This is a genomic window from Flammeovirga pacifica, assembly GCF_000807855.2.
Taxonomy (GTDB): domain Bacteria; phylum Bacteroidota; class Bacteroidia; order Cytophagales; family Flammeovirgaceae; genus Flammeovirga; species Flammeovirga pacifica.
This window is the reverse complement of the sequence record NZ_JRYR02000001.1, coordinates 3,763,516-3,787,024: the sequence shown is the minus strand read 5'-3', so window position 1 is coordinate 3,787,024 and position 23,509 is coordinate 3,763,516. Positions and strand designations below refer to the sequence as shown.

The 23,509-nt window shown below is 36.0% G+C and carries 16 protein-coding genes, 1 rRNA gene and 1 other annotated feature; of the genes, 4 read left to right on the top strand and 13 right to left on the bottom strand.

All coding sequences use genetic code 11. The features are described 5' to 3' along the window. Nucleotides 1-40 precede the first annotated feature (40 nt). Nucleotides 41-1,387: an RIP metalloprotease RseP gene (gene rseP, locus NH26_RS14835; protein WP_044229305.1), complete on the top strand. Its 1,347-nt coding sequence runs from the start codon at nucleotides 41-43 to the stop codon at nucleotides 1,385-1,387. A 77-nt stretch (nucleotides 1,388-1,464) separates the two neighbouring features. Here the strand turns inward: rseP and NH26_RS14830 are convergent, their stop codons facing one another. The 7 genes from NH26_RS14830 to NH26_RS14790 all read right to left on the bottom strand — a co-directional run bounded on the left by NH26_RS14830 (nucleotide 1,465) and on the right by NH26_RS14790 (nucleotide 14,070). Further along, nucleotides 1,465-2,460, bottom strand: coding sequence for a TerB family tellurite resistance protein (locus tag NH26_RS14830; RefSeq protein ID WP_044229307.1), 996 nt, complete (start codon nucleotides 2,458-2,460; stop codon nucleotides 1,465-1,467). 85 nt (nucleotides 2,461-2,545) lie between these two features. Continuing rightward, nucleotides 2,546-2,851: a thioredoxin gene (trxA, locus tag NH26_RS14825; RefSeq protein ID WP_044229311.1), complete on the bottom strand. Its 306-nt coding sequence runs from the start codon at nucleotides 2,849-2,851 to the stop codon at nucleotides 2,546-2,548. A gap of 174 nt (nucleotides 2,852-3,025) precedes the next feature. Further along, nucleotides 3,026-4,585 (bottom strand): Rne/Rng family ribonuclease, encoded by a 1,560-nt coding sequence (locus NH26_RS14820; protein WP_044229314.1) that lies wholly within the window; start codon nucleotides 4,583-4,585, stop codon nucleotides 3,026-3,028. 385 nt (nucleotides 4,586-4,970) lie between these two features. Continuing rightward, a complete protein-coding gene (locus tag NH26_RS14815) occupies nucleotides 4,971-5,849 on the bottom strand; it encodes a tetratricopeptide repeat protein (RefSeq protein WP_052432307.1) in 879 nt (292 codons plus the stop codon). 75 nt (nucleotides 5,850-5,924) lie between these two features. Continuing rightward, nucleotides 5,925-6,275: an HU family DNA-binding protein gene (locus NH26_RS14810; protein WP_257794016.1), complete on the bottom strand. Its 351-nt coding sequence runs from the start codon at nucleotides 6,273-6,275 to the stop codon at nucleotides 5,925-5,927. A gap of 226 nt (nucleotides 6,276-6,501) precedes the next feature. Next, a 5S ribosomal RNA gene (rrf, locus tag NH26_RS14805) occupies nucleotides 6,502-6,613 on the bottom strand. A gap of 67 nt (nucleotides 6,614-6,680) precedes the next feature. Next, nucleotides 6,681-10,682, bottom strand: a sequence feature (most likely nonfunctional fraction of RNA operon). A gap of 478 nt (nucleotides 10,683-11,160) precedes the next feature. Then, nucleotides 11,161-14,070 carry a PAS domain S-box protein gene (locus tag NH26_RS14790; RefSeq protein ID WP_071397179.1) on the bottom strand — a complete coding sequence of 970 codons (2,910 nt, stop codon included), beginning with the start codon at nucleotides 14,068-14,070 and terminating at the stop codon, nucleotides 11,161-11,163. Between the two features lie 121 nt (nucleotides 14,071-14,191). On the opposite strand from NH26_RS14790, the gene NH26_RS14785 reads away from it, so the two are divergent. Next, a complete protein-coding gene (locus tag NH26_RS14785; protein ID WP_052432320.1) occupies nucleotides 14,192-15,049 on the top strand; it encodes an aldo/keto reductase in 858 nt (285 codons plus the stop codon). A 17-nt stretch (nucleotides 15,050-15,066) separates the two neighbouring features. Then, complete coding sequence (locus NH26_RS14780; protein ID WP_052432321.1) at nucleotides 15,067-16,029, top strand: ion channel; 963 nt, start codon at nucleotides 15,067-15,069, stop codon at nucleotides 16,027-16,029. Between the two features lie 18 nt (nucleotides 16,030-16,047). Here NH26_RS14780 and uvrC read toward each other — a convergent pair whose 3' ends face one another. Beyond that, on the bottom strand, nucleotides 16,048-17,856 hold the full coding sequence (uvrC, locus tag NH26_RS14775) for an excinuclease ABC subunit UvrC (protein WP_044229691.1): 1,809 nt from the start codon (nucleotides 17,854-17,856) through the stop codon (nucleotides 16,048-16,050). Nucleotides 17,857-18,200: 344 nt separating this feature from the next. On the opposite strand from uvrC, the gene NH26_RS14770 reads away from it, so the two are divergent. Continuing rightward, entirely contained in the window at nucleotides 18,201-18,830 is a 630-nt protein-coding gene (locus NH26_RS14770) for a transglycosylase domain-containing protein (RefSeq protein WP_052432322.1), read from the top strand. Nucleotide 18,831: 1 nt separating this feature from the next. On the opposite strand, the gene NH26_RS14765 is transcribed toward NH26_RS14770, so the two are convergent. The 5 genes from NH26_RS14765 to NH26_RS14745 form a co-directional block, all read right to left on the bottom strand. Then, nucleotides 18,832-19,374: a DUF2911 domain-containing protein gene (locus tag NH26_RS14765; RefSeq protein WP_052432323.1), complete on the bottom strand. Its 543-nt coding sequence runs from the start codon at nucleotides 19,372-19,374 to the stop codon at nucleotides 18,832-18,834. 102 nt (nucleotides 19,375-19,476) lie between these two features. Then, a complete protein-coding gene (hisB, locus tag NH26_RS14760) occupies nucleotides 19,477-20,589 on the bottom strand; it encodes a bifunctional histidinol-phosphatase/imidazoleglycerol-phosphate dehydratase HisB (protein ID WP_044229695.1) in 1,113 nt (370 codons plus the stop codon). Nucleotides 20,590-20,658: 69 nt separating this feature from the next. Continuing rightward, a complete protein-coding gene (locus tag NH26_RS14755) occupies nucleotides 20,659-21,486 on the bottom strand; it encodes a GWxTD domain-containing protein (protein WP_084812193.1) in 828 nt (275 codons plus the stop codon). A gap of 220 nt (nucleotides 21,487-21,706) precedes the next feature. After that, nucleotides 21,707-22,285: a MarC family protein gene (locus tag NH26_RS14750; RefSeq protein WP_071397177.1), complete on the bottom strand. Its 579-nt coding sequence runs from the start codon at nucleotides 22,283-22,285 to the stop codon at nucleotides 21,707-21,709. 9 nt (nucleotides 22,286-22,294) lie between these two features. After that, nucleotides 22,295-23,503, bottom strand: coding sequence for a 3-phosphoshikimate 1-carboxyvinyltransferase (locus NH26_RS14745; protein WP_044229643.1), 1,209 nt, complete (start codon nucleotides 23,501-23,503; stop codon nucleotides 22,295-22,297). Nucleotides 23,504-23,509: the final 6 nt, after the last annotated feature.

Here is a 23,509-nt window from a genome sequence, read left to right as displayed (position 1 = left end):
ATTCATAGCTACTACAAATTAGCTGTGTTTCAATATACTTATGGATAAACTTGTTATGGCCGCTCAGTTAATTGCTGGGCTATCAATATTAGTCGGAATACATGAATTTGGTCACTTTGCTGCTGCAAAGATTTTCAAAATTCGTGTCAATAAATTCTATTTATTTTTCGATTTTCTTTTTCCTTTTCCTAACCTTCTTAAATTTTCAATTTTCAAATTTAAGAAAGGTGATACTGAGTATGGATTAGGTTGGTTTCCTATGGGAGGTTATGTAGACATTGCCGGAATGATTGATGAATCAAAAGGGGCAGATGATCTAGAAAGTGTGCCTCAACCCTGGGAATTTAGAACAAAGCCAGCTTGGCAAAGACTCATTGTAATGATGGGTGGTATCATTATGAATGTCATTACTGGTATCATCATATTTGTTGGATTGTCTTATTATGTTGGCGAAAAATATATCCCAATAGAGGAAATCAATAAATATGGTATTTACGCTTCTGAACTTGGTGAAAAACTAGGCTTAAAAACTGGTGATAAAATCATCAATGCTAACGGTCAAGAGGTTACTAAATTTAGAGATATTACAGACGGTGACTTTATTTTAGAAGATCATCCTTATTTAACTGTTGAGAGAGATGGGAAGGAAGTAAAAGTTGAATTTCCTAGTTCTATGCTCGATTTAATGAGTGAAAAGGAATATGAAAACATGTCCTATGTTTATCCTAGGATGCCTTTTAAAGTAGACAGAACCGTTGATGGTAGCTTTGCAGAAGAAGGAGGAATTCTCGCAAATGATGTCCCTGTAGCAGTAAACGGAATTCAACTTCCTTATTATACTGAATTTACTACGGAGTTATCAAAGTATAAGGGCAAATCTGTGAATATCACAGTTAAAAGAGGCGAAAAGCTAGTCGACTTAGACGTAAACATAGATGAAAATGGCAAAGTAGGTTTTTACCCAGCTTTTCTACTTGAATCAGAATTTAGACCATATACTCTAGCAGAAGCTATACCTATTGGTACTAAAGAGGCATTTAATGTGATAACTCTTCAAGTAAAAGCTTTTGGAAAGATGTTTAAGGGAGATATATCACCAAGTAAATCAATTAGTAGCCCTATTGGGATAGCTAAAATTTACGGTCCTGTATGGGATTGGTTAAGATTTTGGTCGTTAACAGGTCTATTATCAATGGTATTAGCTTTCATGAACTTCTTACCTATTCCTGCATTAGATGGTGGTCATGTAGTATTTCTTACTTATGAGATTATAACTAGAAAAAAACCATCAGAGAAAGTACTTATGGTTGCTCAGCAAATAGGAATGTTGATATTATTATCGATAATGATTTTTGCGTTTGGTAATGATATTATCAAAAGTTTCTAATACAGTACTCAATCAAAAAATCCCCTTTATATTATTTATAAAGGGGATTTTTTGTTTATGAATCTTTATTCAAAATATTATTTGTAATCAAATAAAGTAGCTCTCATTTTTAAAACTTTTGCTTCAGTATCTACTAAATAAAAAACAGTGTGGGCTATATCTTCAGAAATACCTAATAACTCTGCTGCTTTTTCTGTAGCTTCTTTTTCCTTTTCAGGGAAATCTTCATCTGCATTGGCCATTTTTATGGCGTTATATAAAAGAGTTCTCTGAAAGTTGATGGTTACATCTACCTTTAGATTAGATAAAACATCTTCTAAACTTCCATTGAGGTAGTCATAATTAATTACTTGTTGTGCAATATGATCTGGAGTTTCAGATACTCTAACAAATTGATTGATATACCAATCTTTTTCTGCATCTGACACTTCTCCATCCGCTCCTGCTATAATCATTAAAGCAAACCCATAATTTAATTGAGTTTGTTCGTTTGTAAATCTAACTCCAAATGTATTTCGTTCTAATACAGAAGCAGGCTTCATATTTAATGATTTTAAATTTGAGATAGGATGTGCTTCATCCTCCTCTAATTCAAAAAGTGATTTACGGATCATTTCTAAAGATTTCTCAGTGTTCACTAAACCTTCGATAGTCTTGGCTATAAAGTAAGGAACACCTAATAATTCAGCAGCTTTATGTACTGCATCCTTTTCTTCTGCAGCATAGACCTGGTCAGCCCTAGCCATCATAACAGCATCGTATACCAATGTTCTTTTATAGTTCATTGGTACATCCATTTCTAAAGTTTTTAACTTTTCCTCTAAATTAAAATTGATGAAATCAAAGTTTCTTATTTCTTGCTTTTGTTCCTCTGAAGCACCTACAATATCTAAGAAATCATTAAATACCCAGTTCATTTCTTCTTCAGATACTTCTCCATCCGCTCCAGAAATTGCTAAAAGAATTTTTACGTAATTCATCCATGAATCTTTTTTCACTTCATTACACGAATGAATTAAAGTAGCCAATGGTGAGGCTTGAATTACTTCTTGAGTAGTTTGAATTATCGACATATTACCTCAGGTTTGTACTGATTGCTTCTAATTTTAGATCAAAAGAAAATTATAGTTAATTGAATGAACGTATACTTCTCTAAATTTATTTAGCAATATACTTATTTAAAACTTTCTCTATCTCAAACTCCGGAAGAACACCTGCATTTCTCCATAATATTTTGCCTTTATGAAATAATATTAAGGTAGGTATACTTTTGACTTTATATTTTGCCATGGCCTGTTGATTCTTATCAGAATTCACTTTAACCACTTTTAATTTATCCCCCATCTTGCCTTTGATAGAACGAATTGAGGGAGCTATCATATGACAAGGTTGGCACCAATCGGCATAAAAATCAACTAATACAGGTACTTCTGAAGTATTTATTAAGTTACTAAATTTTGACATAACGATTCAACATTTGATTTTGATTTTCTCTACAGAATAAAAGGTCTGTTCAAGATATTAACTCTTAGGAAAATCATGAAATAACACAACAAATACATGAATATCTTATCATGTATTCATATATAAAGATAAAAGAAAAGCTTCCACCACATCTTGTGTGATAGAAGCTTAAAATCATTTTAAAGAAATTTCTTCATCATGATGATCAAAGAATTTGTATTCGGATAAAGCTAATGAAGAATCCTCAAATATTTTGATCCATTTGAAATGGCTGAAGAACCACTTCATTCTTCGAGAAGGGAAACCTCCTGTAAAGTAAGAATAGAGATACGGGTGTACGCCAAGTTTTAACTTTTGGCCATTTTGTTTCTCTAAAAGGTACATTACTTCTGCCTCTACTTGATCAGCGATCGCGATTGAAGCTGTAATTTTTCCTGTTCCGTTACAAGTTGGGCACTTCTCTTTAGTTACGATACTTAATTCAGGTCTCACTCGTTGCCTTGTGATCTGCATTAAGCCAAACTTGCTCAATGGTAGAACTGTGTGTTTTGAACGGTCCGCCTTCATTTCTTGCTTCATATGCTGATACAACTTTTGCTTGTGTTCAGCCTTCTTCATATCTATGAAGTCAATGACAATGATACCTCCCATATCACGCAAGCGCAATTGACGGGCGATTTCGGTAGCCGCTTCTAAGTTCACGTTGAATGCAGTAGCTTCCTGGTTATTCTCTGCATTCGACTTATTACCACTGTTAACATCAATAACATGTAGTGCTTCGGTATGTTCAATCACCAAATACCCTCCACTTCCTAAGCTAACAGTTTGACCAAAGAGTGTCTTTAATTGCTTTTCAATACCTGTGTGTTCAAAAAGCTTGGTCTTTCCGGTGTAGTGTTTTACAATTCCGGTTTTGTCTGGTGCAATTTGCTGGATGAATCTTCGAATTTCATCGTACATATCTTTATCATCAACAGTAATACTGTCGAATGATTCGTTAAGAATATCTCTTAACATAGATGTAGCGCGGTTCATTTCTCCGATCACCTTTTCTCGCGGCTTGGCAACTTTTAGTTTTTCAACACCTTCTCCCCACTTTGTGACCAAATCCATAAGGTCTTTGTTAAGTTCGGGTGCTTCTTGGCCTTCAGCAACTGTTCTAATAATTACCCCAAAATTTTCGGGTTTAATAGAGTTTACAAGTTTAAGAAGTCTTTTTCTTTCACTTGCATCAGTAATTTTCTTAGAAATATTTACTGTGTTACTAAATGGCACTAAAACTAAATACCTACCTGCCAACGACAACTCACATGATAATCTAGGACCTTTTGTTGAAATTGGTTCTTTCACGACCTGAACCATAATCTTTTGATTTTGTTTCAGTACATCGTTGATTTTACCCAACTTATCAATTTCAGGTTCTAAACGAAACTGTTTCAAGTGTTCAGTAACATGCTTATGATGTTTACCTTGTGCTAACTTGATATATTTCAAGAGTGATTTAACTTTTGGACCTAAATCCAAATAGTGAAGAAAAGCATCTTTATCGTACCCAATATCAATAAATGCGGCATTTAAGCCAGGTACTACTTTTCTTACTACCCCAAGATAGATATCACCTACTTGAAATTTTGTTTCATCATTATCATAATGAAGTTCTACCAGACCTTTATCTCGCATAAGAGCAATTCGGCTGCCCTCTTGCGTTGAATTGATAACTAGTTCATTACTCAACTCAATAAAAGTTTAAGGTTGACAATAAATTAAATTAACATACAATGTGTATGCGTATCTACGTTTAGATACTTTTGTTTCCTTAAGATAAGGAAAAACCTTGTCCAAGAAAAACTTGAGCAAGGTTCTGTTTTTTGTAAGCTGCGACTAGAACATTACTTTTTCTTGTGTCTGTTCTTTCTAAGTCTTTTCTTTCTCTTGTGAGTCGCGATCTTATGTCTTTTTCTTTTCTTACCGCAAGGCATATTCTTACAGTTTAAATTGTTTGAAATCTTTTCTCTAACTCATCTGACAAACACATAGTTGTCCATCAAACGAGTGCGCAATTTAAGGGAATATTTGGATAAAAACGAATTTATATCAAAATATTCTAATCTTATTCACATTAATTATCCCATTCTGCTAAAGTTTGAGTTGCTGATAGTCGAATTTCCTCAGTATCAGCATTTTTACGAATGTATTTCATCTCCTTAATTGCCTCTTCTTTTTTACCTGAATTATTCAATGCTATAGCCAAATAGAAGCGTGATTCCATATCTTCAGGATATAACTTTTTGATTTTTTCAAATCTTTGTATCGCTTTATCGTATTGTCCTGATTGTATAGATAATACCCCTAAGCTTGATAATGCTAGCTGATGATCTGGATCTTTTGCAATCACCTCTCTGATCATCATAATACCTTGCATCGGAGCCTCAGATACCACATAGGTCATACCTATTTTTACTTTTGCATCTAAATCTTCCCCGTGTACTTTGATGTATTTTTCATAATTTTCACGAGCAAGTTTAGCCATCTTTGCAGATTTTTGTTCGCTCATTGCAAATGTATATGCTTGATAATAAGCATCTGCTCCCGCTTTCAGTTCTTCTTCATTATTACTTTGACCATATGAGGCTAACTTCCATCCTGCTGCTTGATCAAATTTGTTCATTCCAATCAATAAGTTATAAGCAGTATTCGCAATTGTAGATTTATTACTTGAAGATTTAGCAATCGAGAATTCATGCTCTAAAGAATCTAATGTATTTTGAGTGTCAGCAGGAAGTTTGTCGTGAGCATTCATTGCAGCATTAGGTGTATGTTCATTGGCATGGTCATGATCACTATGATCATGTCCGTCGTCCTCTGTATGAACTTCTGCTGTATTACTATCAGTGTCTATGGATTCAGTGTTATCAACAATTACAGCTTTAGGTAACAAAGCAAATAAGATGATGAGTACAACTCCTGAAAAAATGAGTATGTATTGTTTTTTTCCCATTATAATTATCTATTAAAAAAATTGTCCACTCTTTAGTAAAGAGTGGACAATTTAAAAATTTCTTATCAATAAAGTTTAGTTCTCGTTAATCAAACGAACTTTATCACTTCCTTTGATTTTTTCAACAAACTCTTTAGAAGGTTTGAAGCTAGGAATAAAGTGCTCTGGAATAGGAATGATTTCACCTCTAGAGATGTCTCTACCTTTCTTAGACGCACGCTTCTTATTTACAAAGCTACCAAAACGACGGATATAGATATTATTACCTTCAGCCATTTTGTCTTTTACAACGTTGAAGAAGTCTTCCAGAACTTGACCTACAATTTCCTTATCTACTTCTACCATTGTCGCTGCATTCGAAGTCTGTGCTTCTTGACGCTTCTCAATTTTTCTGAGAATTTCTGTGATTACTTCTGCTTTAGTCACTTTAGTGATTTTTTATATTTATAAGATTGCTCTTTTAATACTACCCTCATTTAGAGAGAACTACTAAAAGTTCGTTAGCCTAAATTGTACTTACAAAGGTAATAATCAATACTTTAAAATAATAGTACTTTTTTATTATAAATTACTGATTAACAATTTATTAGATATTTTTCACAAAAAAAGGTTAGTCAACATCTTGTGTTAACTAACCTTTTATATTTATTGAATGTGGCGCCGACTTACTCTCCCGGGGGTTAACCCAGTACCATCAGCACTGTAAGGCTTAACTGCTCTGTTCGGGATGGGAAGAGGTGAACACTTACGTCATTGGCACCAGCAATGTCTTAATATCATCGACTGCGAATGGTAAAAACTTGTCAGTGTCTCCATAAAGGAGCCACCAACCGAAGAAAAGCTTTTGGGCGATGAGTACTTCTCAGCTTAATCCATCTCTGAACTTACACTTGAAGCCTATCAACGTCATCATCTATAACAACCCTTATAAGGAAATCTCCTCTCGAGGTGGGTTTCGCGCTTAGATGCTTTCAGCGCTTATCCGCTCCACACATAGGTCCCCGGCGATGCTCCTGGCGGAACAACCGGTACGCCAGAGGTGTGTCCATCTCGGTCCTCTCGTACTAAAGTCAGCGCCTCTCAAATTTCCACCGCCCGCAACAGATAGAGACCGAACTGTCTCACGACGTTCGGAACCCAGCTCGCGTGCCACTGTAATGGGCGAACAGCCCAACCCTTGGGACCTTCTCCAGCCCCAGGACGTGACGAGCCGACATCGAGGTGCCAAACCTCCCCGTCGATATGAGCTCTTGGGGGAGATCAGCCTGTTATCCCCAGAGTACCTTTTATCCTTTGAGCGATGGCCCTTCCATGCGGTACCACCGGATCACTATGTCCCACTTTCATGCCTGGTCGCGATGTCTCTCTCGCAGTCAGGCTCCCTTATGTCATTGCGCTCTTCCGACGATTGCCGACCGTCGTGAGGGAACCCTGGAAAGCCTCCGTTACTCTTTTGGACGCGACCACCCCAGTCACACTACCCACCAAACAATGTCCGAGTTTACACTCGCTAGACCGTCGAACAGGAGAGGGCGGTATTTGAACAATGACTGCAAAACGCCTAGCGACGCTCCTTCACAGTCTCCCGTCTATCCTACACACTCCTGGCCAACGGCCAACGTTAAGTTGCAGTAAAGGTTCATGGGGTCTTTTCGTCCCGTTGCGGGTAAGCGGCATCTTCACCGCTACTTCAATTGCACCGAGCTCATGGCCGAGACAGCGTCCAGATCGTAGCACCATTCGTGCAGGTCGGAACTTACCCGACAAGGAATTTCGCTACCTTAGGACCGTTATAGTTACGGCCGCCGTTTACTGGGGCTTCAATTCAGAGCTTCACCGACGTGAACTCCCCCTCTTAACCTGCCAGCACCGGGCAGGTGTCAGGCTATATACTGAATCTTTCGAGTTCACATAGCCATGTGTTTTTGTTAAGCAGTCGCCTGGGCTTCTTCGCTGCGGCCTCTTGCCAAAACAAGTAGGCGCCCCTTCTCCCGAAGTTACGGAGCTAATTTGCCTAGTTCCTTAGCCATGAATCACTCGCGCGCCTTGGGTTACTCACCCTGACCACCTGAGTCGGTTTGGGGTACGGGATCCTATCCCATAATCGTAGAAGGTTTTCTTGGAAGCGTTTCATATCTTTATCAAATTGGCCGTAGCCGCTCTGTAGTGTCTTGTTTCCCCAAGCACCACGCATTTAACTATGGCGCCTATAGGTACGCAAGTCAACGTACTAATCCGTCAGTACGTAGATACTTCATCACTCCGTCACTCCGTCGATGATATAGGATGCTCAGGAATTATGACCTGATATCCATCGAATATGCCATTCGGCAATCGCCTTAGGTCCCGGCTATCCCTGGGACGATTAGTGTCGCCCAGGAAACCTTGCTCTATCGGCGGGCAGGGTTCTCACCTGCCTTATCGTTACTTATGCCTACATTGGCTTTTCTAACCGGTCCACTGCACATCACCATGCAGCTTCAACCCCGTCAGCATGCTCCCCTACCACTCGTGCTTAAGCACAAATCCAGGTCTTCGGTGGATAGTTTAATGCCCGATCATTATCGATGCTCTGTCGCTCGACCAGTGAGCTGTTACGCACTCTTTGAATGAATATCTGCTTTCAAGCTAACATCCTGGCTGTCTCAGCGACTGACCCTCCTTAGTTCAACTTAACTATCACTTGGGGACCTTAGACGATGGTCCGGGTTCTTTCCCTTTCGGACTAGGACCTTGGCACCCTAGCCCTCACTGCCGGTAGGGTTTGATGGCATTCGGAGTGCATCTAGATTTGGTAGGATGTGACCCCCCCGCATCTAATTGGTAGCTCTACCTCCATCAGACTCATCCGACGCTGCCCCTAGAGGCATTTCGGGGAGTACGAGCTATTTCCAGGTTTGATTGGCCTTTCCCCCCTACCCACAGGTCATCCGAAGACTCTTCAACGTCAACCGGTTCGGTCCTTCATTGTGTGTTACCACAACTTCAACATGTCCATGGGTAGCTCACCTGGTTTCGCGTCTACCTACACTAACTTAAGCGCCACGTAAGACTCGCTGTCGCTACGGCTGCAGACCCTAAGTCCTTAACCTTGCTAATATAGGTAACTCGTAGGCTCCTTATGCAAAAGGCACGACGTCACTACACTACGTAGCTCCGTCCGCTTGTAGGTATACAGTTTCGGGATCTATTGCACCCCGTTATTCACGGTACTTTTCACGTTTCCCTCACGGTACTTGTTCACTATCAGTCTTTTGGGAGTATTTAGTGTTGGCGGATGGTGCCGCCGGATTCAATGGGGGGTTCACCGGCGCCCACTTACTCAGGATCTCTCGCTCTCTTTAGATATTACCTGTACGGGACTTTCACCCTCTACCGCCACACTTTCCAATATGTTCCAATTCTATCTAAATCGATTATTGAGGTCCTACAACCCCTATTAAGCCGGCACTCAATTGGTTTGGCCTCTTCCGCGTTCGCTCGCCACTCCTTGCGGAATCACTATCGTAATAACTTCGTTAGCATACATTATACGAAGTTATACGAGGATGAGGTTTTTGGGATTCGCTAACTATCACTAGCTTGCTGCCCATTGTCCCCACCAGTGTAGCACGTGTGTTGTCCTGGACGTAAGGGCCATGATGACTTGACGTCGTCCCCGCCTTCCTCTCTGCTTGCGCAGGCAGTTCCTCTAGAGTCCCCAGCATAACCTGATGGCAACTAGAAGTAGGGGTTGCGCTCGTTGCGGGACTTAACCCAACACCTCGCGGCACGAGCTGACGACAGCCATGCAGGACCTTTCATTCTGTCCGGAGAAAGCTTTATCTCTAAAGCGGTCAAAACGAATTCGAGTCCAGGTAAGGTGCCTCGCGTATCATCGAATTAAACCACATGCTCCACCGCTTGTGCCGACCCCCGTCAATTCCTTTGAGTTTCACTGTTGCCAGCGTACTCCCCAGTTGCAGAACTTCTCGGTTTCCCTTGGGCTCGCATACCAATGTACACAAGCCGAGTTCACATAGTTTACGGCGTGGACTACCAGGGTATCTAATCCTGTTCGCTTCCCACGCTTTCGTGCCTCAGTGTCAAATAACGCCCAGTAAGCTGCCTTCGCCTTCGGTCTTCCTCCTCATATCTGTGCATTTCACCGCTACATGAGGAATTCCGCCTACCCATACATATTTCAAGTCCTGTAGTATCAAAGGCAACACGGAGTTAAGCCCCGGTCGTTAACCTCTGACAGGCAGGACCACCTGCGCACCCTTTAAACCCAATCATTCCGGACAACGCTGGCACCCTCCGTATTACCGCGGCTGCTGGCACGGAGTTAGCCGGTGCTTATTCTTATGGTACCGTCAAGCAACCTCGCAAGGTCGTGTTTCTTCCCATACAAAAGAACTTTACGACCCGAAGGCCTTCATCGTTCACGCGGCATGGCTGGTTCAGAGTTGCCTCCATTGACCAATATTCCCTACAGCTGCCTCCCGTAGGAGTCTGGCCCGAATCTCCGTGCCAGTGTGGGGGACTTTCCTCTCAGAACCCCTACCTATCGTCGCCTTGGTGAGCCGTTACCTGCACCTACTAGCTAATGGGACGCATATCCATCTCGTACCGATAAATCTTTAATCATTAAACAATGCTGTCTTCTGATACCATGGAGCATTAATCCGAATTTCTTCGGGCTATTCTCCAGTACGAGGCAAGTTATATACACGTTACGCACCCGTGCGCCGGTCGTCATCAATTTGCAAGCAAATCATGTTACCCCTCGACTTGCATGTATTAGGCCTGCCGCTAGCGTTCATCCTGAGCCAGGATCAAACTCTCCGTTGTAAAAATCTTTAGATCTACAATCAGATCAATGTTGTTAAATACCTGTCTCTACGAATAAAAGAAATTTTCCTTTTTGGGATCCGCTTTCGCTGATCTTGTAATTACTTTTCGATACATCAAAAGAACGTCTGAGATTCTACTCTCAATGAACTATGTTTCAAGTTTTTAAAACTCCCATTCAGAGTTTTTGTGTACCTCTGTCTTCCAGAAGCGAGTGCAAAGGTAAGAAGAGATTTTTAATATGCAAGACTAATTAAATTTCATTTGGATTTTAATTTGAATTGCTGTTCTTCTTTACATTATGTCAAATAAAAGAGTACTGTAGATTAAGACTACTCACGTCTTTTATTGGTCGCCTTCCGTTTGAAGGGGGTGCAAAGGTAATAGGAGTTTTTAATTAAACAATACAAGAGATGAAAAAGAGTAGCAAACAAACGTCAATCATCTGATTATCAATATAAATAGAGGGAATTAAATACTAGATTTTAATTCTTGGGAGAGATACACACACTTTAGTTCCTATTTTTTGCTCTGATTGAAGATCAATAGATCCATTTAAAACATGGACAGCTTCTTTTACTATAAATAGACCTAAACCTGTTCCATCACTTTGCTCACTGGCTCTGTAGAACATATCAAAAACCTTATTTTGTTCTTTTATTGATATTCCTTCTCCATTATCTTCAAATGATAAGAGAATGTTTGTTTCATTTAATTTTGCAGATATTTTTAAATAATGCTCTGACTTTTCTTTATCAGAATACTTTATAGCATTCGTAAATAAGTTAGTTAAAATACTTCTGACCCTATTTTTATCTGTTACTACATTTAATTGATCGTCGATATCAAGATTTATTTGATAGTTAATAGGTATACCAAAACGATGTGAACTTATAATAGTATCTATTTGAGATCTTATATTAATTAATTCCGGAACTACATTCTTTCTATTGTTTCTTAAATACTCTCCGAAGTCTTGAATCAAATCAAGCATTCTATCTATGTTTTTATCCATCATAGGGAGATAAACATCTTTAAGAATATTATCTGGCTCTTTATAGGCTAGATTAACAAGACCTTTTAAAGAAGTAATCGGACCTTTTAAATCATGGGTAGTACTATATAAGAATCTATCTAATTCTTTATTTGTATCAATCAGTTCTTTGTTTTTAAGAAGTAAGCCTTTTTCGTACTCTTTTCTTTTAGAGATATCATGAGCATTGAATATGGTAAAAAGCTTCCCTTTCATTTTAGTAAGGTTCGCACATAATTCAACATCTACTAAGGAATTATCTCGACGTTTCATTTTTACCTCAATTTTTTGAGGTGCAGAAATATCTCCTTGTCGACATTGCTGTCTATACTCTAATACTCTTTGCTGATCAGCTTCATAAAATAGATTAATAAACACCACACCTCTTAGATCAAAATAATGATTATAGCCTAATAATTTCTGAAGCCCTCTATTATAATTTGCTATTCTACCAGAATATTCGGCAATAAAACTATCTCTTGCTGCATTCAGCATAGATTTTAGCCAAATTTTCTTACTCTTATTTTTATCTTCTTCTATTTTTCTTTGTGTAATATCTGTTACAGCACCAACAAATCGTTTTACTTCTCCTTTATCATTGTATATCGATCTTCCTTTGATATTAACGTATTCTATACCTGTAGCTGCATTAAGGTTATTATTGCATCTCACATCCAAGTCTATAGGTTGATGAAAGAGAGATAATTTCTTTATAGCATTAATCATAGGAAAGAAATAGTTCTCATCTACAAAACTTAGGATTTGCTTCAAAGACGGCTTTCTATGTTTTTCATCAGAAAGCCTTAACATACTAAAAAGGTGTTCGGACCAATAAAAATGATTGTCTTTCTTTTCAAAAACCCAATTCCCAACTTTAGTGACCCTTTGGATTTCTTTTATATAGTCCTCATTTCTTTTTAGCTTATTTAATGCCTTTTTCTGGTGAGTTATATCTTGAAGTGCTCCATAAAGACCTACGATCCTATTATGTCTAACAATAGGTTTACCGTTTAATCTCACCCACTGCACATCTTTAAATTTTGATTTTATGACCAACTCAAAATCAAAATTTTCTTTTTTTCTAAATGCATTGAATAATATATCTTGTGCCCTTTTTCTTGTCTCTTCATCACACATTGATAGTAAAAAAGACGGGTTCTTTTCTACAAATTCTTTAGAAACACCAACTACTTGTGATACTTCTTCAGTAACCAACATTTTTTTTGCAAAACGATCATATACCCATCCACATGCTTTAATTAATCGCTGCATCTCATGTAAAATATGAGAGTTCCGTTCTTTTAACGTAATGTTTTTTACTGTGACAAATAAAGCTGATTTATGATTGGATAAAACGACTCTCTTATTCTCTAATTCAAATAATAAAGAATCGTTGTCTTTTCTTTTTAAATCAAGAAATAAATTATTCTTATTGACTTGCCATTCTTTATTTGTTAGTAACTGAGAAAACTCACTTAGAACATGTTTTTTAATAGTAGAATGAACAAAATTTCCGAAATCCTTATTAATGAATTCTTGTTCTTCATAACCAAGAAGTTGCTGAAGGTGCTTATTAATCTTAAGTATTTTTCCTTCATCACTTACCAAAACATAACCTGTATTACTACTATTGAGTAGTACACTAAACATATCTTCAATAGAATTTCTAGCAGTAACATCTCTACTTCTTACTAAACATGCTACTACTTCACCATTCCTATTTTTGATAGGTTGATAAACAGTTTTTATAAATACAAGATCACTTGATGTTGAGAAATAGGTTACTTCTGTTTGATATTTTTCTCCATTGAGCGCTTTATTGATTCCTGAATTAACTCGTTTTGATTTTTGAACTAATGAGTCTAGTCTATCCTCTGTATTTTTCAATATAGGCAATAACCTTTGTAACAAATTATCTAAGGAGTCATTCTTTCTGATGATTTTTTTATCAAGGCCTATTAAGGCTAAAGCATCCTTTGAGTCATTTAATATACTTTGAAATAAGTACTCAAAATCGAAATCAATACTTTCTGATGACAGAGGGTTGATAAAAATTATTGTATACTCCTTATCATTTTGTTTTATAAGAACTGTAAACTTATCTCCTTCTAGGTTATATAATTCTTTGCTTATTTCATCAGAAGAATGAAGTTCTCGAAATGCACCTCGAAAAATCCCTTGCCATTCCTTTGGGCAAACATCAAAAAAAGAATTTACTTTGTAATCGAGTTCACTAACGTTAAACAAAAACTGCTTTTCATTATAGCCCGAAAGCAATGTATAACTACCTTTATGAATTTTCAGAAAGGGAGATTTTTTTTCGTCATCAGTATGTACTTTTGAGGGATAGTTCATCTTAAAGCTGTTCTTGGGGAATTAATGCAGTAGAAGAAGTACTTAGAAATAGATTGTTTAACCTCTTGTTGAGCACAATTTAAAGATTTAATTGGATAAAAAGAAAAATATTAAACGGATTATGATTTCAAAAATTGTTACTGGCGTTTGGAATTGGGGTGATCTTACTCCTCAGCAAATCAATGAATTAATATTGAGAAGCGTAGAATCTGGTATTACCACTTTTGATCACGCAGACATTTACGGAGGTTATACTATCGAAAAATTATTCGGTGATGCTTTAGCTCTTTCACCTGATTTGAAAGATAAAATCCAAATTGTGACTAAATGTGGAATTAAATTAATTCACCCTAATAGACCGCAACATACTATAAAATCTTACGACACAAGTAGGCAACATATTGTTGGATCTGTTGATAAGTCACTTCAAAATTTAAACGTAGATGTATTAGATTACTTACTTATTCACAGACCCGACCCTTTGATGAACATCAATGAAGTAAGTGATACTATTAATGATTTGAAGAAAGAAGGGAAAATAAAAGAATTTGGTGTTAGTAATTTCTTGCCTCATCAGTTGGAGATGCTTAAATCAAAAACCGATATTAAAATAAATCAAATTGAGATTTCTCCTTTAAAAACATCTGCTCTTTATGATGGTTCATTAGATCAGTGCCAACAATGTGGTATTACACCGATGGCTTGGTCTCCACTTGGAAATGGAAGAATTTTCACTGCACAAGATGAAAAAACACTGCATTTAAAGAATACTTTATCTCAAGTAGGTGAAAAGTATGATTTAGCTATAGATCAAACCATATTTGCTTGGCATTTAACTCACCCTGCCAGAATTACTCCTATTTTAGGAACAACAAAGGCAGAAAGAATAGAAGGAGCAGCAAAAGTGATGTCAATACAATTAGAAAAAGAAGATTGGTTTAAAATACTAGAGGCTGCAGAAGGTAACGAAGTGCCTTAAATTGAATAACGTCATTTATGTCAGATAAAAGTAAAAAAATATTAGACCCAGGGGTTGGAGCCTCTTACAGACATAGAACTAGGAGAATTATAAACCCTGATGGTTCATTTAATGTAAGAAGAGTGGGTACTTTAAATGTTATCCAAGATGCCTATCATTGGCTGATTACTATTCAATGGATACCATTTATTGTTGTGATTACTTCTATTATACTTATGACCAATTTTATATATGCATATATTTATTGGTTAATAGGTATTGAACATATTAGAGGTGCTGCAACAGGATTGTTTTGGGACGATTATTTAAGTGCACTTTTCTTTAGTGTCCAAACTTTCACCACTGTTGGCTATGGTGCTATGTCTCCTGATAGTCAATTTGTTGGATTAATTGCTAGTTTAGAGGCCTTTAATGGGTTGCTTCTCTCTGCATTTTCAACTGGTATTCTGTATGGACGATTTTCAAGACCTATATCAAAAATTAAATTTTCTGAAGTTGCTCTTCTTACTCCATACAAAGAGAGTGACAACATGTCAATTCAGTTTAGAATTATCAATAAAAGAGCAAATACAGTCTTACATATGAAGGCTTCTGTCTTTTTATCACTTAATGTAAAAGAAGATCAAGATGGAACTTACTCTCATCGTAGGGATTTTTATGATTTATCGCTTGAGCGAAGCTCTATTATGTTTATGCCTCTATCTTGGACAATAGTTCATGTTATTGATAAAAACAGCCCCCTCTATGGAATTACAGTAGAAGAACTCGTAAAAAGGCAAGCAGAAATGCTGATTACCTTAAATGGTTATGATGAAACTTTTGGTCAAGATACCTATGCTTATCATTCTTATGTTGCTGAAGAGTTTGAAGCTAATAAACGTTTTATTAGAAACTTTAATGTGGCAGATGACGGTATGATTCTACTCCATGTAAATGATGTAGACCTTAGAGAAGATATTTCACCAAAAGAAGAGAATTAACCTCTCCTCTTTTGGTACTTATTCTAAACCGTCTTTTACTTTTTGTGCTTTACTTTGTCCTATTACCTGAGCCACTTCTTCTATGGGAGCCGATTTAATATTGGATATGGTTTTAAACTGCTTTAATAACTTTTGTATAGTGTTAGGGCCTATTCCTGGTATTCCCTCTAGTTTAGAATTGATACTACCTTTACTTCTTAAGTTTCTATGAAAAGTAATTCCAAATCGGTGTGCTTCATCTCTTAATCGTTGCACCAATTGTAATGACCTAGATTTTTTACTTAAATGCAAAGGAATAGGATCCTCGGGAAAGAAGATCTCTTCAAGCTTTTTAGCGATGCCTATTACAGGTAATTTACCATAAAGTCCTAATCTTTCTAATGCCGTTACTGCAGAACTTAACTGTCCCTTACCTCCATCAATAATCACTAATTGAGGTAATTTTTGTTTTTCATCAAGTAGCCTTCTGTATCTTCTATAAACAGCTTCTTCCATCGAGGCAAAATCATCTGGTCCTACTACTGTTTTAACATGAAAATGTCTGTAATCTTTTTTTGAAGGTCTACCATCTCTAAAGACGACACATGCAGAAACTGGGTGAGTACCTTGAATATTGGAGTTATCAAAACACTCAATATGAACGGGGACTTCACTTAATTGCAATTCATTTTTTAACTGTACTAATACTTGGTAATTACTTTTTTTATCACTTATCTCACCTCTGGATGTTTCTCTTTCTCTCTTATAATACATTGAATTTTTAAAAGAGAGTTGAATTAACTTCTTAGCATCACCAATTTTAGGAACAGTAAATTCGAGTCGTTCATCTTCATCTAACACATCAGTGATATCAATGTTCGTATAAATCTTTTTTGATGAGGTTTTGTACCTATTTCTGAATTCCATGATAGCATATATCAGTAAATCTTCATCAGACTCATCCATTTTCTTGGTTAATTGAGTTGACTCCGTTACCATTATTCCACCATTGGTGATTTTCATAAAGTTGACATACGCAAATTTCTCATCAGAGACTAATGCGTACACCTCACAATCTCTAAATGTTGGAGAAACCACTAAAGATTTTGATTGATAATTGGTTAGTAATTCTAATTTTTGTTTCCATTTCTGCGCATCTTCGAACGCCAACTGTTCAACAGCCACCTGCATCTTTTGAGAAAAGTACTCTTTCGGTACACTTAAGTTACCCTTTAATATTTGTAGTACTTGATCTATATCTTGCTGATAGTCTTCCTCTTTTTGTTTTCCTTCGCAAGGTCCTAAACAGTTGTTGATATGATACTCTAAACAAACACTATATTTTCCTGCTGCTACATTTTCTTGAGATAAATTGAAAGAACAATCTCTGATTTTATATAGCTGCTTAAACAGATCTAGTAATGCAGACATCTGCCTTCCATTGGGATAAGGCCCAAAATACTTATGTCGTTTATCTTGAATATTTCTTGTTGAAAATACTCTTGGAAAACGTTCTCTAGTCACACATATATAAGGATAAGTCTTATCGTCTTTTAAGAGGATATTGTATTTGGGTTGATTCTTTTTAATTAGATTATTTTCTAGAAGCAGTGCGTCGTATTCAGAATCTACTACTACGAACTCCACTTTTCTAATTTCATTGACAAGTCTTTGTGTTTTTCTATTTAAACCTGATTGTTTTAAAAAATAAGAGGATACCCTGTTTCTTAATTTCTTTGCTTTACCGATATAAATGATCTTTCCATCTTCGTTAAAGTATTTATAAACTCCAGGTTGCATTGGTAAATTTTTTACCACTTTCATTAATTCCTCTTTATAAGACTGCATGATTGATGTTTAAGGTGATATCAAACGTATTCTAAACTAGTAAAATTATCTCTTTTTTATCCTTTTCAGCAAAAATAACTTTGATTAAAGTATTCAAATAACCTGTCTGAGATAATTAAAAATAGACCTCAGAAAAGAACAATATTCGTAAAAAATTGAATTTTACATAGTTAAATAGATAAATAATGTATTATAAAAAGAATATCATTTTTGTTTTACATAAAAAAAACAGAAATTAGGGTTATAGAATTTATTATCTAATAACATTGTTCAGTAGTCTTTCTGATAATTTCAGATGATACTATTTGTTCACTATACTTATTACCTAATACCCCTTACTTTACATGATTGTAAATTTTTTAAAGAGGTTAGTCTATTTAATTTTAGGATTACACTTCGTATTTGCAGTATATATTGGATTAGGCACACTCTATATAAAGTGGGCTAACCCTACATTATCACCTTATATGATTGCTAGGGCTAACTTTGATGTGTCAAAAATAATCACACCTCAATTTAGACCTTTAAGCAGTATACCTACTGATTTAACAACGGCTATTATGGGTGTAGAAGATCCCGATTTTTATTTTCACAATGGATATTCTTCTCATAAAACACCTTTGATGAATGCAAACATTTCTCAGAAGGTTGTGAGAAACATGTTCTTAATTCCACACAATAATAATTTAGGTGCTTACTTAGAATGTATTGGTGCTGTAGAAATGGAATGTCTTTTAGGTAAAGAGCGTATTTTTGAAGTTTTTATGAACTATGTAGAATGGGGTGATAATGTTTATGGTATTGGTGAAGCTGCAGACTACTATTATAAAAAAGATTTACAATACTTATCAAGAACTCAAAAATTAAAATTAGCTTCAGTTTTAGCTAATCCTATTGAAGTAGAGCCTGCCACTTACAGAAAAGATAAAATTTCTGAAGCTCGATTTAATCTATTGAATTCATTTATGAATTAACTTATTCTTCTTCAGGCTTTCTGATAGGTACTACAATAGAAATTCTTTGCCATATCGCTACTAAATTACACCCTTCTGGGTCTTCTTGTAAAAAGATAGAGAACTTTTGGAATATTCTAAACGAATTTAATGCTGGAAGTTTAACTCTAAATACATCTTCTTTTTCATTATACTTATAGGTACCCCAAGCTCCTTGTGCTTTATTGACTATTAGTGTCCATTCTGCTGTATCAGGAATAGCATACAAAGAATATGTTCCTGCTTCTAAGTGTTGCCCCCCCAAGGTCACATCTTTAGAAACTGTAATTTCTGTGGCATCATCATCTCCAAAGCGCCATAGTTTTCTCCATGGTACAGATACCCCAAATTTAGTATCAAAATCTGATCGCATTTTAGGTCTACCGTAAGTCACCTTTACATAAGTACCGTCTTCCATTTTATAGGTAGCCAAACCTGTTTCACTTTTACGTGGTTTATGTTTAAGCTCTTGACTGAATACTGTTGTGCTTACAAGAAATAATAATGTTATATATAGTGCTTTCATATCAATAATAATTTTAATCAATTATCACATAAAATAAAAAACAGAAGAAAGAAAATTACATCTCTTTCTTCTGTCTATTAGTAGATCAAAGGGTATTACTTCTTAAAGAACACCTTTTGTCGATGGAATTTCGTTATTTCCTTCTTCTACTTTTATTGCCATTCTCATCGCTTTAGCAAAAGCTTTGAAAGTACCTTCAATAATGTGATGATCGTTATCTCCTTCTGTCTTAATATTCAGATTACAGCCTGCTGCATCAGAAAACGATTTAAAGAAGTGAGAGAACATTTCTACAGGAAAATCACCTACACTTTCTCTTTTTAAAGGAGCATCGCATACAAACCAAGGTCTACCAGAAAAATCTAATGCCACCTGTGCGAGTACTTCATCCATTGGTGCAATAAAGAAACCGTATCTTTCAATACCTCTTTTATCACCAAGAGCTTTTTTGATAGCTTCCCCTATTGCTAAACCAGTATCTTCTATCGTGTGATGTTCATCGATGTATAAATCGCCTTCTACTTTTACAGTTAAATCTATCTTACCATGTCTGGCCACTTGATGTAACATATGGTCGAAGAAACCAATACCTGTAGATAAATCGGATTGACCTGTACCGTCTAGATTTACACCAATAACAATTTTAGTTTCGTTAGTGATTCTTTCTACACGTGCAATTCTACCTGCGGGAGTATAATTTTTAAGGTATTCATAGATTTCAATCCAAGATGTTGTTTCTAAAACAGCGTCTTTTGATTGTCCTTTTTCTCCAATAAAAATACCTTTTGACCCTAAATTTTTAGCTAATTCTACATCCGTTAGACGGTCGCCAATTACAAAAGAGTTTTCAAGGTCATATTTACCTGTCATGTATTTTTTTTCAAGTAAACCTGTTCTTGGTTTTCTTGTTGGAGCGTTCTCTTTTTCGAAAGTTTTATCAATAAGAATATCATCAAAAACTATCCCTTCACCTTTTAGTGTATCCAGCATTTTATTTTGTGCAGGCCAAAAAGTCTCCTCAGGGTAACTATCTGTTCCCAACCCATCTTGGTTGGTTACCATTACCAATTCATAATCTAATTCTTGTGCTATTTTCTGAAGCTGAGAGATAGCTAAAGGAACAAATTCTAACTTTTCTAAAGAATCTACCTGATAATCTACAGGGGGTTCTACGATAATTGTCCCGTCACGATCAATAAATAATGCTTTTTTCATAAAGCCTGTTTGTAGTTTTCGATTACACTTTTTTAATCATGCAATATAACACTAATGAGTAATAAGTGTTTACTGAAGTGTTCCATTTCTCCACTTCTTAACTGTATCAAACCAGATTCTCTTATAATCATAAGATCTTTTCAGTTCGTAATGTGTTCCCGTAAACTGATTATCTTCTTCCAAGAAATCAAATTCTACTTGACCATGATTAAGATTACTGTTGTAAGACCATCGTATTCCTCCATCAATATTACTAATTGTATCTGGTGATCCGAAGATGATATAAATGATTCCTCTATCGGTCTTCCAACCTTCTTTATAATCTGTAAATTTGATATTTGCCTCTGTTACTCTTTCAAAATATACCTTGATAAGTCTTTTGGCATTATCAGGTGAACCTGCCACATTTAACCAAAAGTTTTCAAAAGCTAGCCTTGGTCTTTCTCCCTGAATGAATGACATCATTTCATTTTGTGTTGAAATGTACACCATAGTGGGATAAAGGTTTTTCATCTTTTTATATTTCGGGAAATTTTCTGCTACCCCAATAAATCCTTTACCATCTTTTGTAGTAGTATCCGATTGAATATAATATAGTCCTTGCTTATTTACGAGAACTGTTTCTTCTGCTGCTACTTGAAATGATGTGTCTACCACCATAGGGTTGCCTAAATTAGCATCTTCAACCATTGGAGGAGGGGCAGGCATAAAGTCTGTAGAAAAATGGTATACAAAATAAGGAGCACCTGCATTTCCTTTTACTGAAAACGATTCGCCATATTTTGCATAATTGGTATTGTTACTCAATTGTAAACTAAAATTGTTTTGAGCAAAAACACTATTTGATATTAATATGATAGTGAATATCTGGCAGAGTATTGATGTTGTCTGTCTCATCAAAAAAATGGAATGAAGTAATTATCTAGTCTTTTTTTAAGCAGTGAAAAAACAACTGTCTTCCACTTGCACTGATTGTCTTAATAAAGTATTTATACTTCAAAAAAACTTTATATTAAGTTAATAACTTTTTTGGAAGTTTTGAACAATATCATCAATCAATAAAAAATAAAAAAGGGACTCATTTCTGAATCCCTCTTTCAATACATCTCATTTGATGTTAAATATTTGTCTTGAATAATTTAATCGCTATTGCTAACAATATTATTCCAAAGATCTTTCTTAAGATATTTGCACCACCTTTACCTAATTTATTTTGTATCCATCCTGAACTTTTAAGGACAATGTATACAAAAACTAAGTTGATGATAATACCTAATAAAATACTCAATTCAGAAAACTCCGATTTTAACGAGATAATTGTAGTCATACTACCTGCACCAGCTATCAACGGAAACGCTAACGGCACAATTGATCCCGAGCCATCTTCTGGTTCACTTTTAAATAAAGTGATACCTAAAATCATTTCTAAACCGAGTAAGAAAAGAATAATTGCACCTGCTATTGCAAATGAACTTACATCAATACCAAATAAATTCAATATTTGAGTACCTACAATAAGAAATATAACCATTATCACACCCGCAATGACGGTTGCTTTTAACGATTCTATCTTACCTTCTTTTTCTCTAAGATCAATAATAATTGGAATTGATCCTACTATATCAATTACAGAGAAAAGAATTAAAGTTACAGAAGCTACTGCTTTGAAACTGATGTCTAAACTATCTTGATCCATATTTTACTACTACTCTTCAATAACAAACCCTGCGGCAGTTAGGTCTTCCCAATAAGATGGGTAAGATTTAGCCACCACTTCTGGTTCGTCGATACTTAACTCACCTAACATAGACAGAGGAGCAAAAGCCATCGCCATTCTATGGTCTTCATAAGTATGAATGCTTTGTCCTTCTATCTTAATTCCTCCTTTTGGTACACGAATTTCTTCATCACCAATGACTTCTATATCTAAGCCTAATTTTTTAATTTCATTCTGAAGTGCTGCAATTCTATCGGTCTCCTTAATTCTTAAACTTTGTAGACCCAACATGCGTCCTTCCATACCTAATGCCGCTACTAAAGATACAATTGTTTGCGCTAAATCTGGGCAATGTGTAAAATCAAAAAAGAACTTATCTGCTCTTTGTGCTTTTGATAAACGAACGCCATCTGCCTCAAAAGTAGATTTAACGCCCAATTGCTCCATCATTTCTACAATTGCCTTATCACCTTGAAGAGAATCTTCTCTTAAGTTCATGATTTTAATATCACATTCTTCTGATAATGCTGCAATTGAATACCAATAACTAGCTCCTGACCAATCTGATTCTATTGTATATTCTCCAGATTGATATTCTTGATTAGGTACAGTAATCACATTACCTTCCCAAGTATATTTCACTCCAAAACGTTCCATAAGACTTAAAGTCATCATGATATATGGTTTCGAAGCCACTGTTCCTTCTAGGTGTAATTCTAAACCTTTTGGTAAAGTAGGACCCACTAAAAGTAAAGCTGAAATATATTGACTACTCACATCACCTCTAATACTTACTTTTTCAGAAGTCTGATTAAAGTTTTTAATTTCATGAGGTGGATAACCTTCATTTTTTTGATAATCAATTTCAGCTCCTAAGGTTCTTAGTGCATCGACTAAAATACCGATAGGACGCTCTTGCATACGAGCAGTACCTGTCATTAACGATGGACGATTATTTGCGGCAGTATATGCAGTTAAAAAACGCATTGTTGTACCTGCATCTAAAACATCCAATGTATGATCTGAAGAATCCAAAAGTCTCATCATTGTTTGAGTATCTCTAGCCATAGAGATATTTGACAATTGAATACTTTCTTCTGCACACGCTTGAATAATTAAAGCTCTATTGCTTTCTGATTTTGAAGATACCAATGGTACATTCAAGTTCACTTTTTTTGAAGGGTGATGTAATTTCATAGTCTA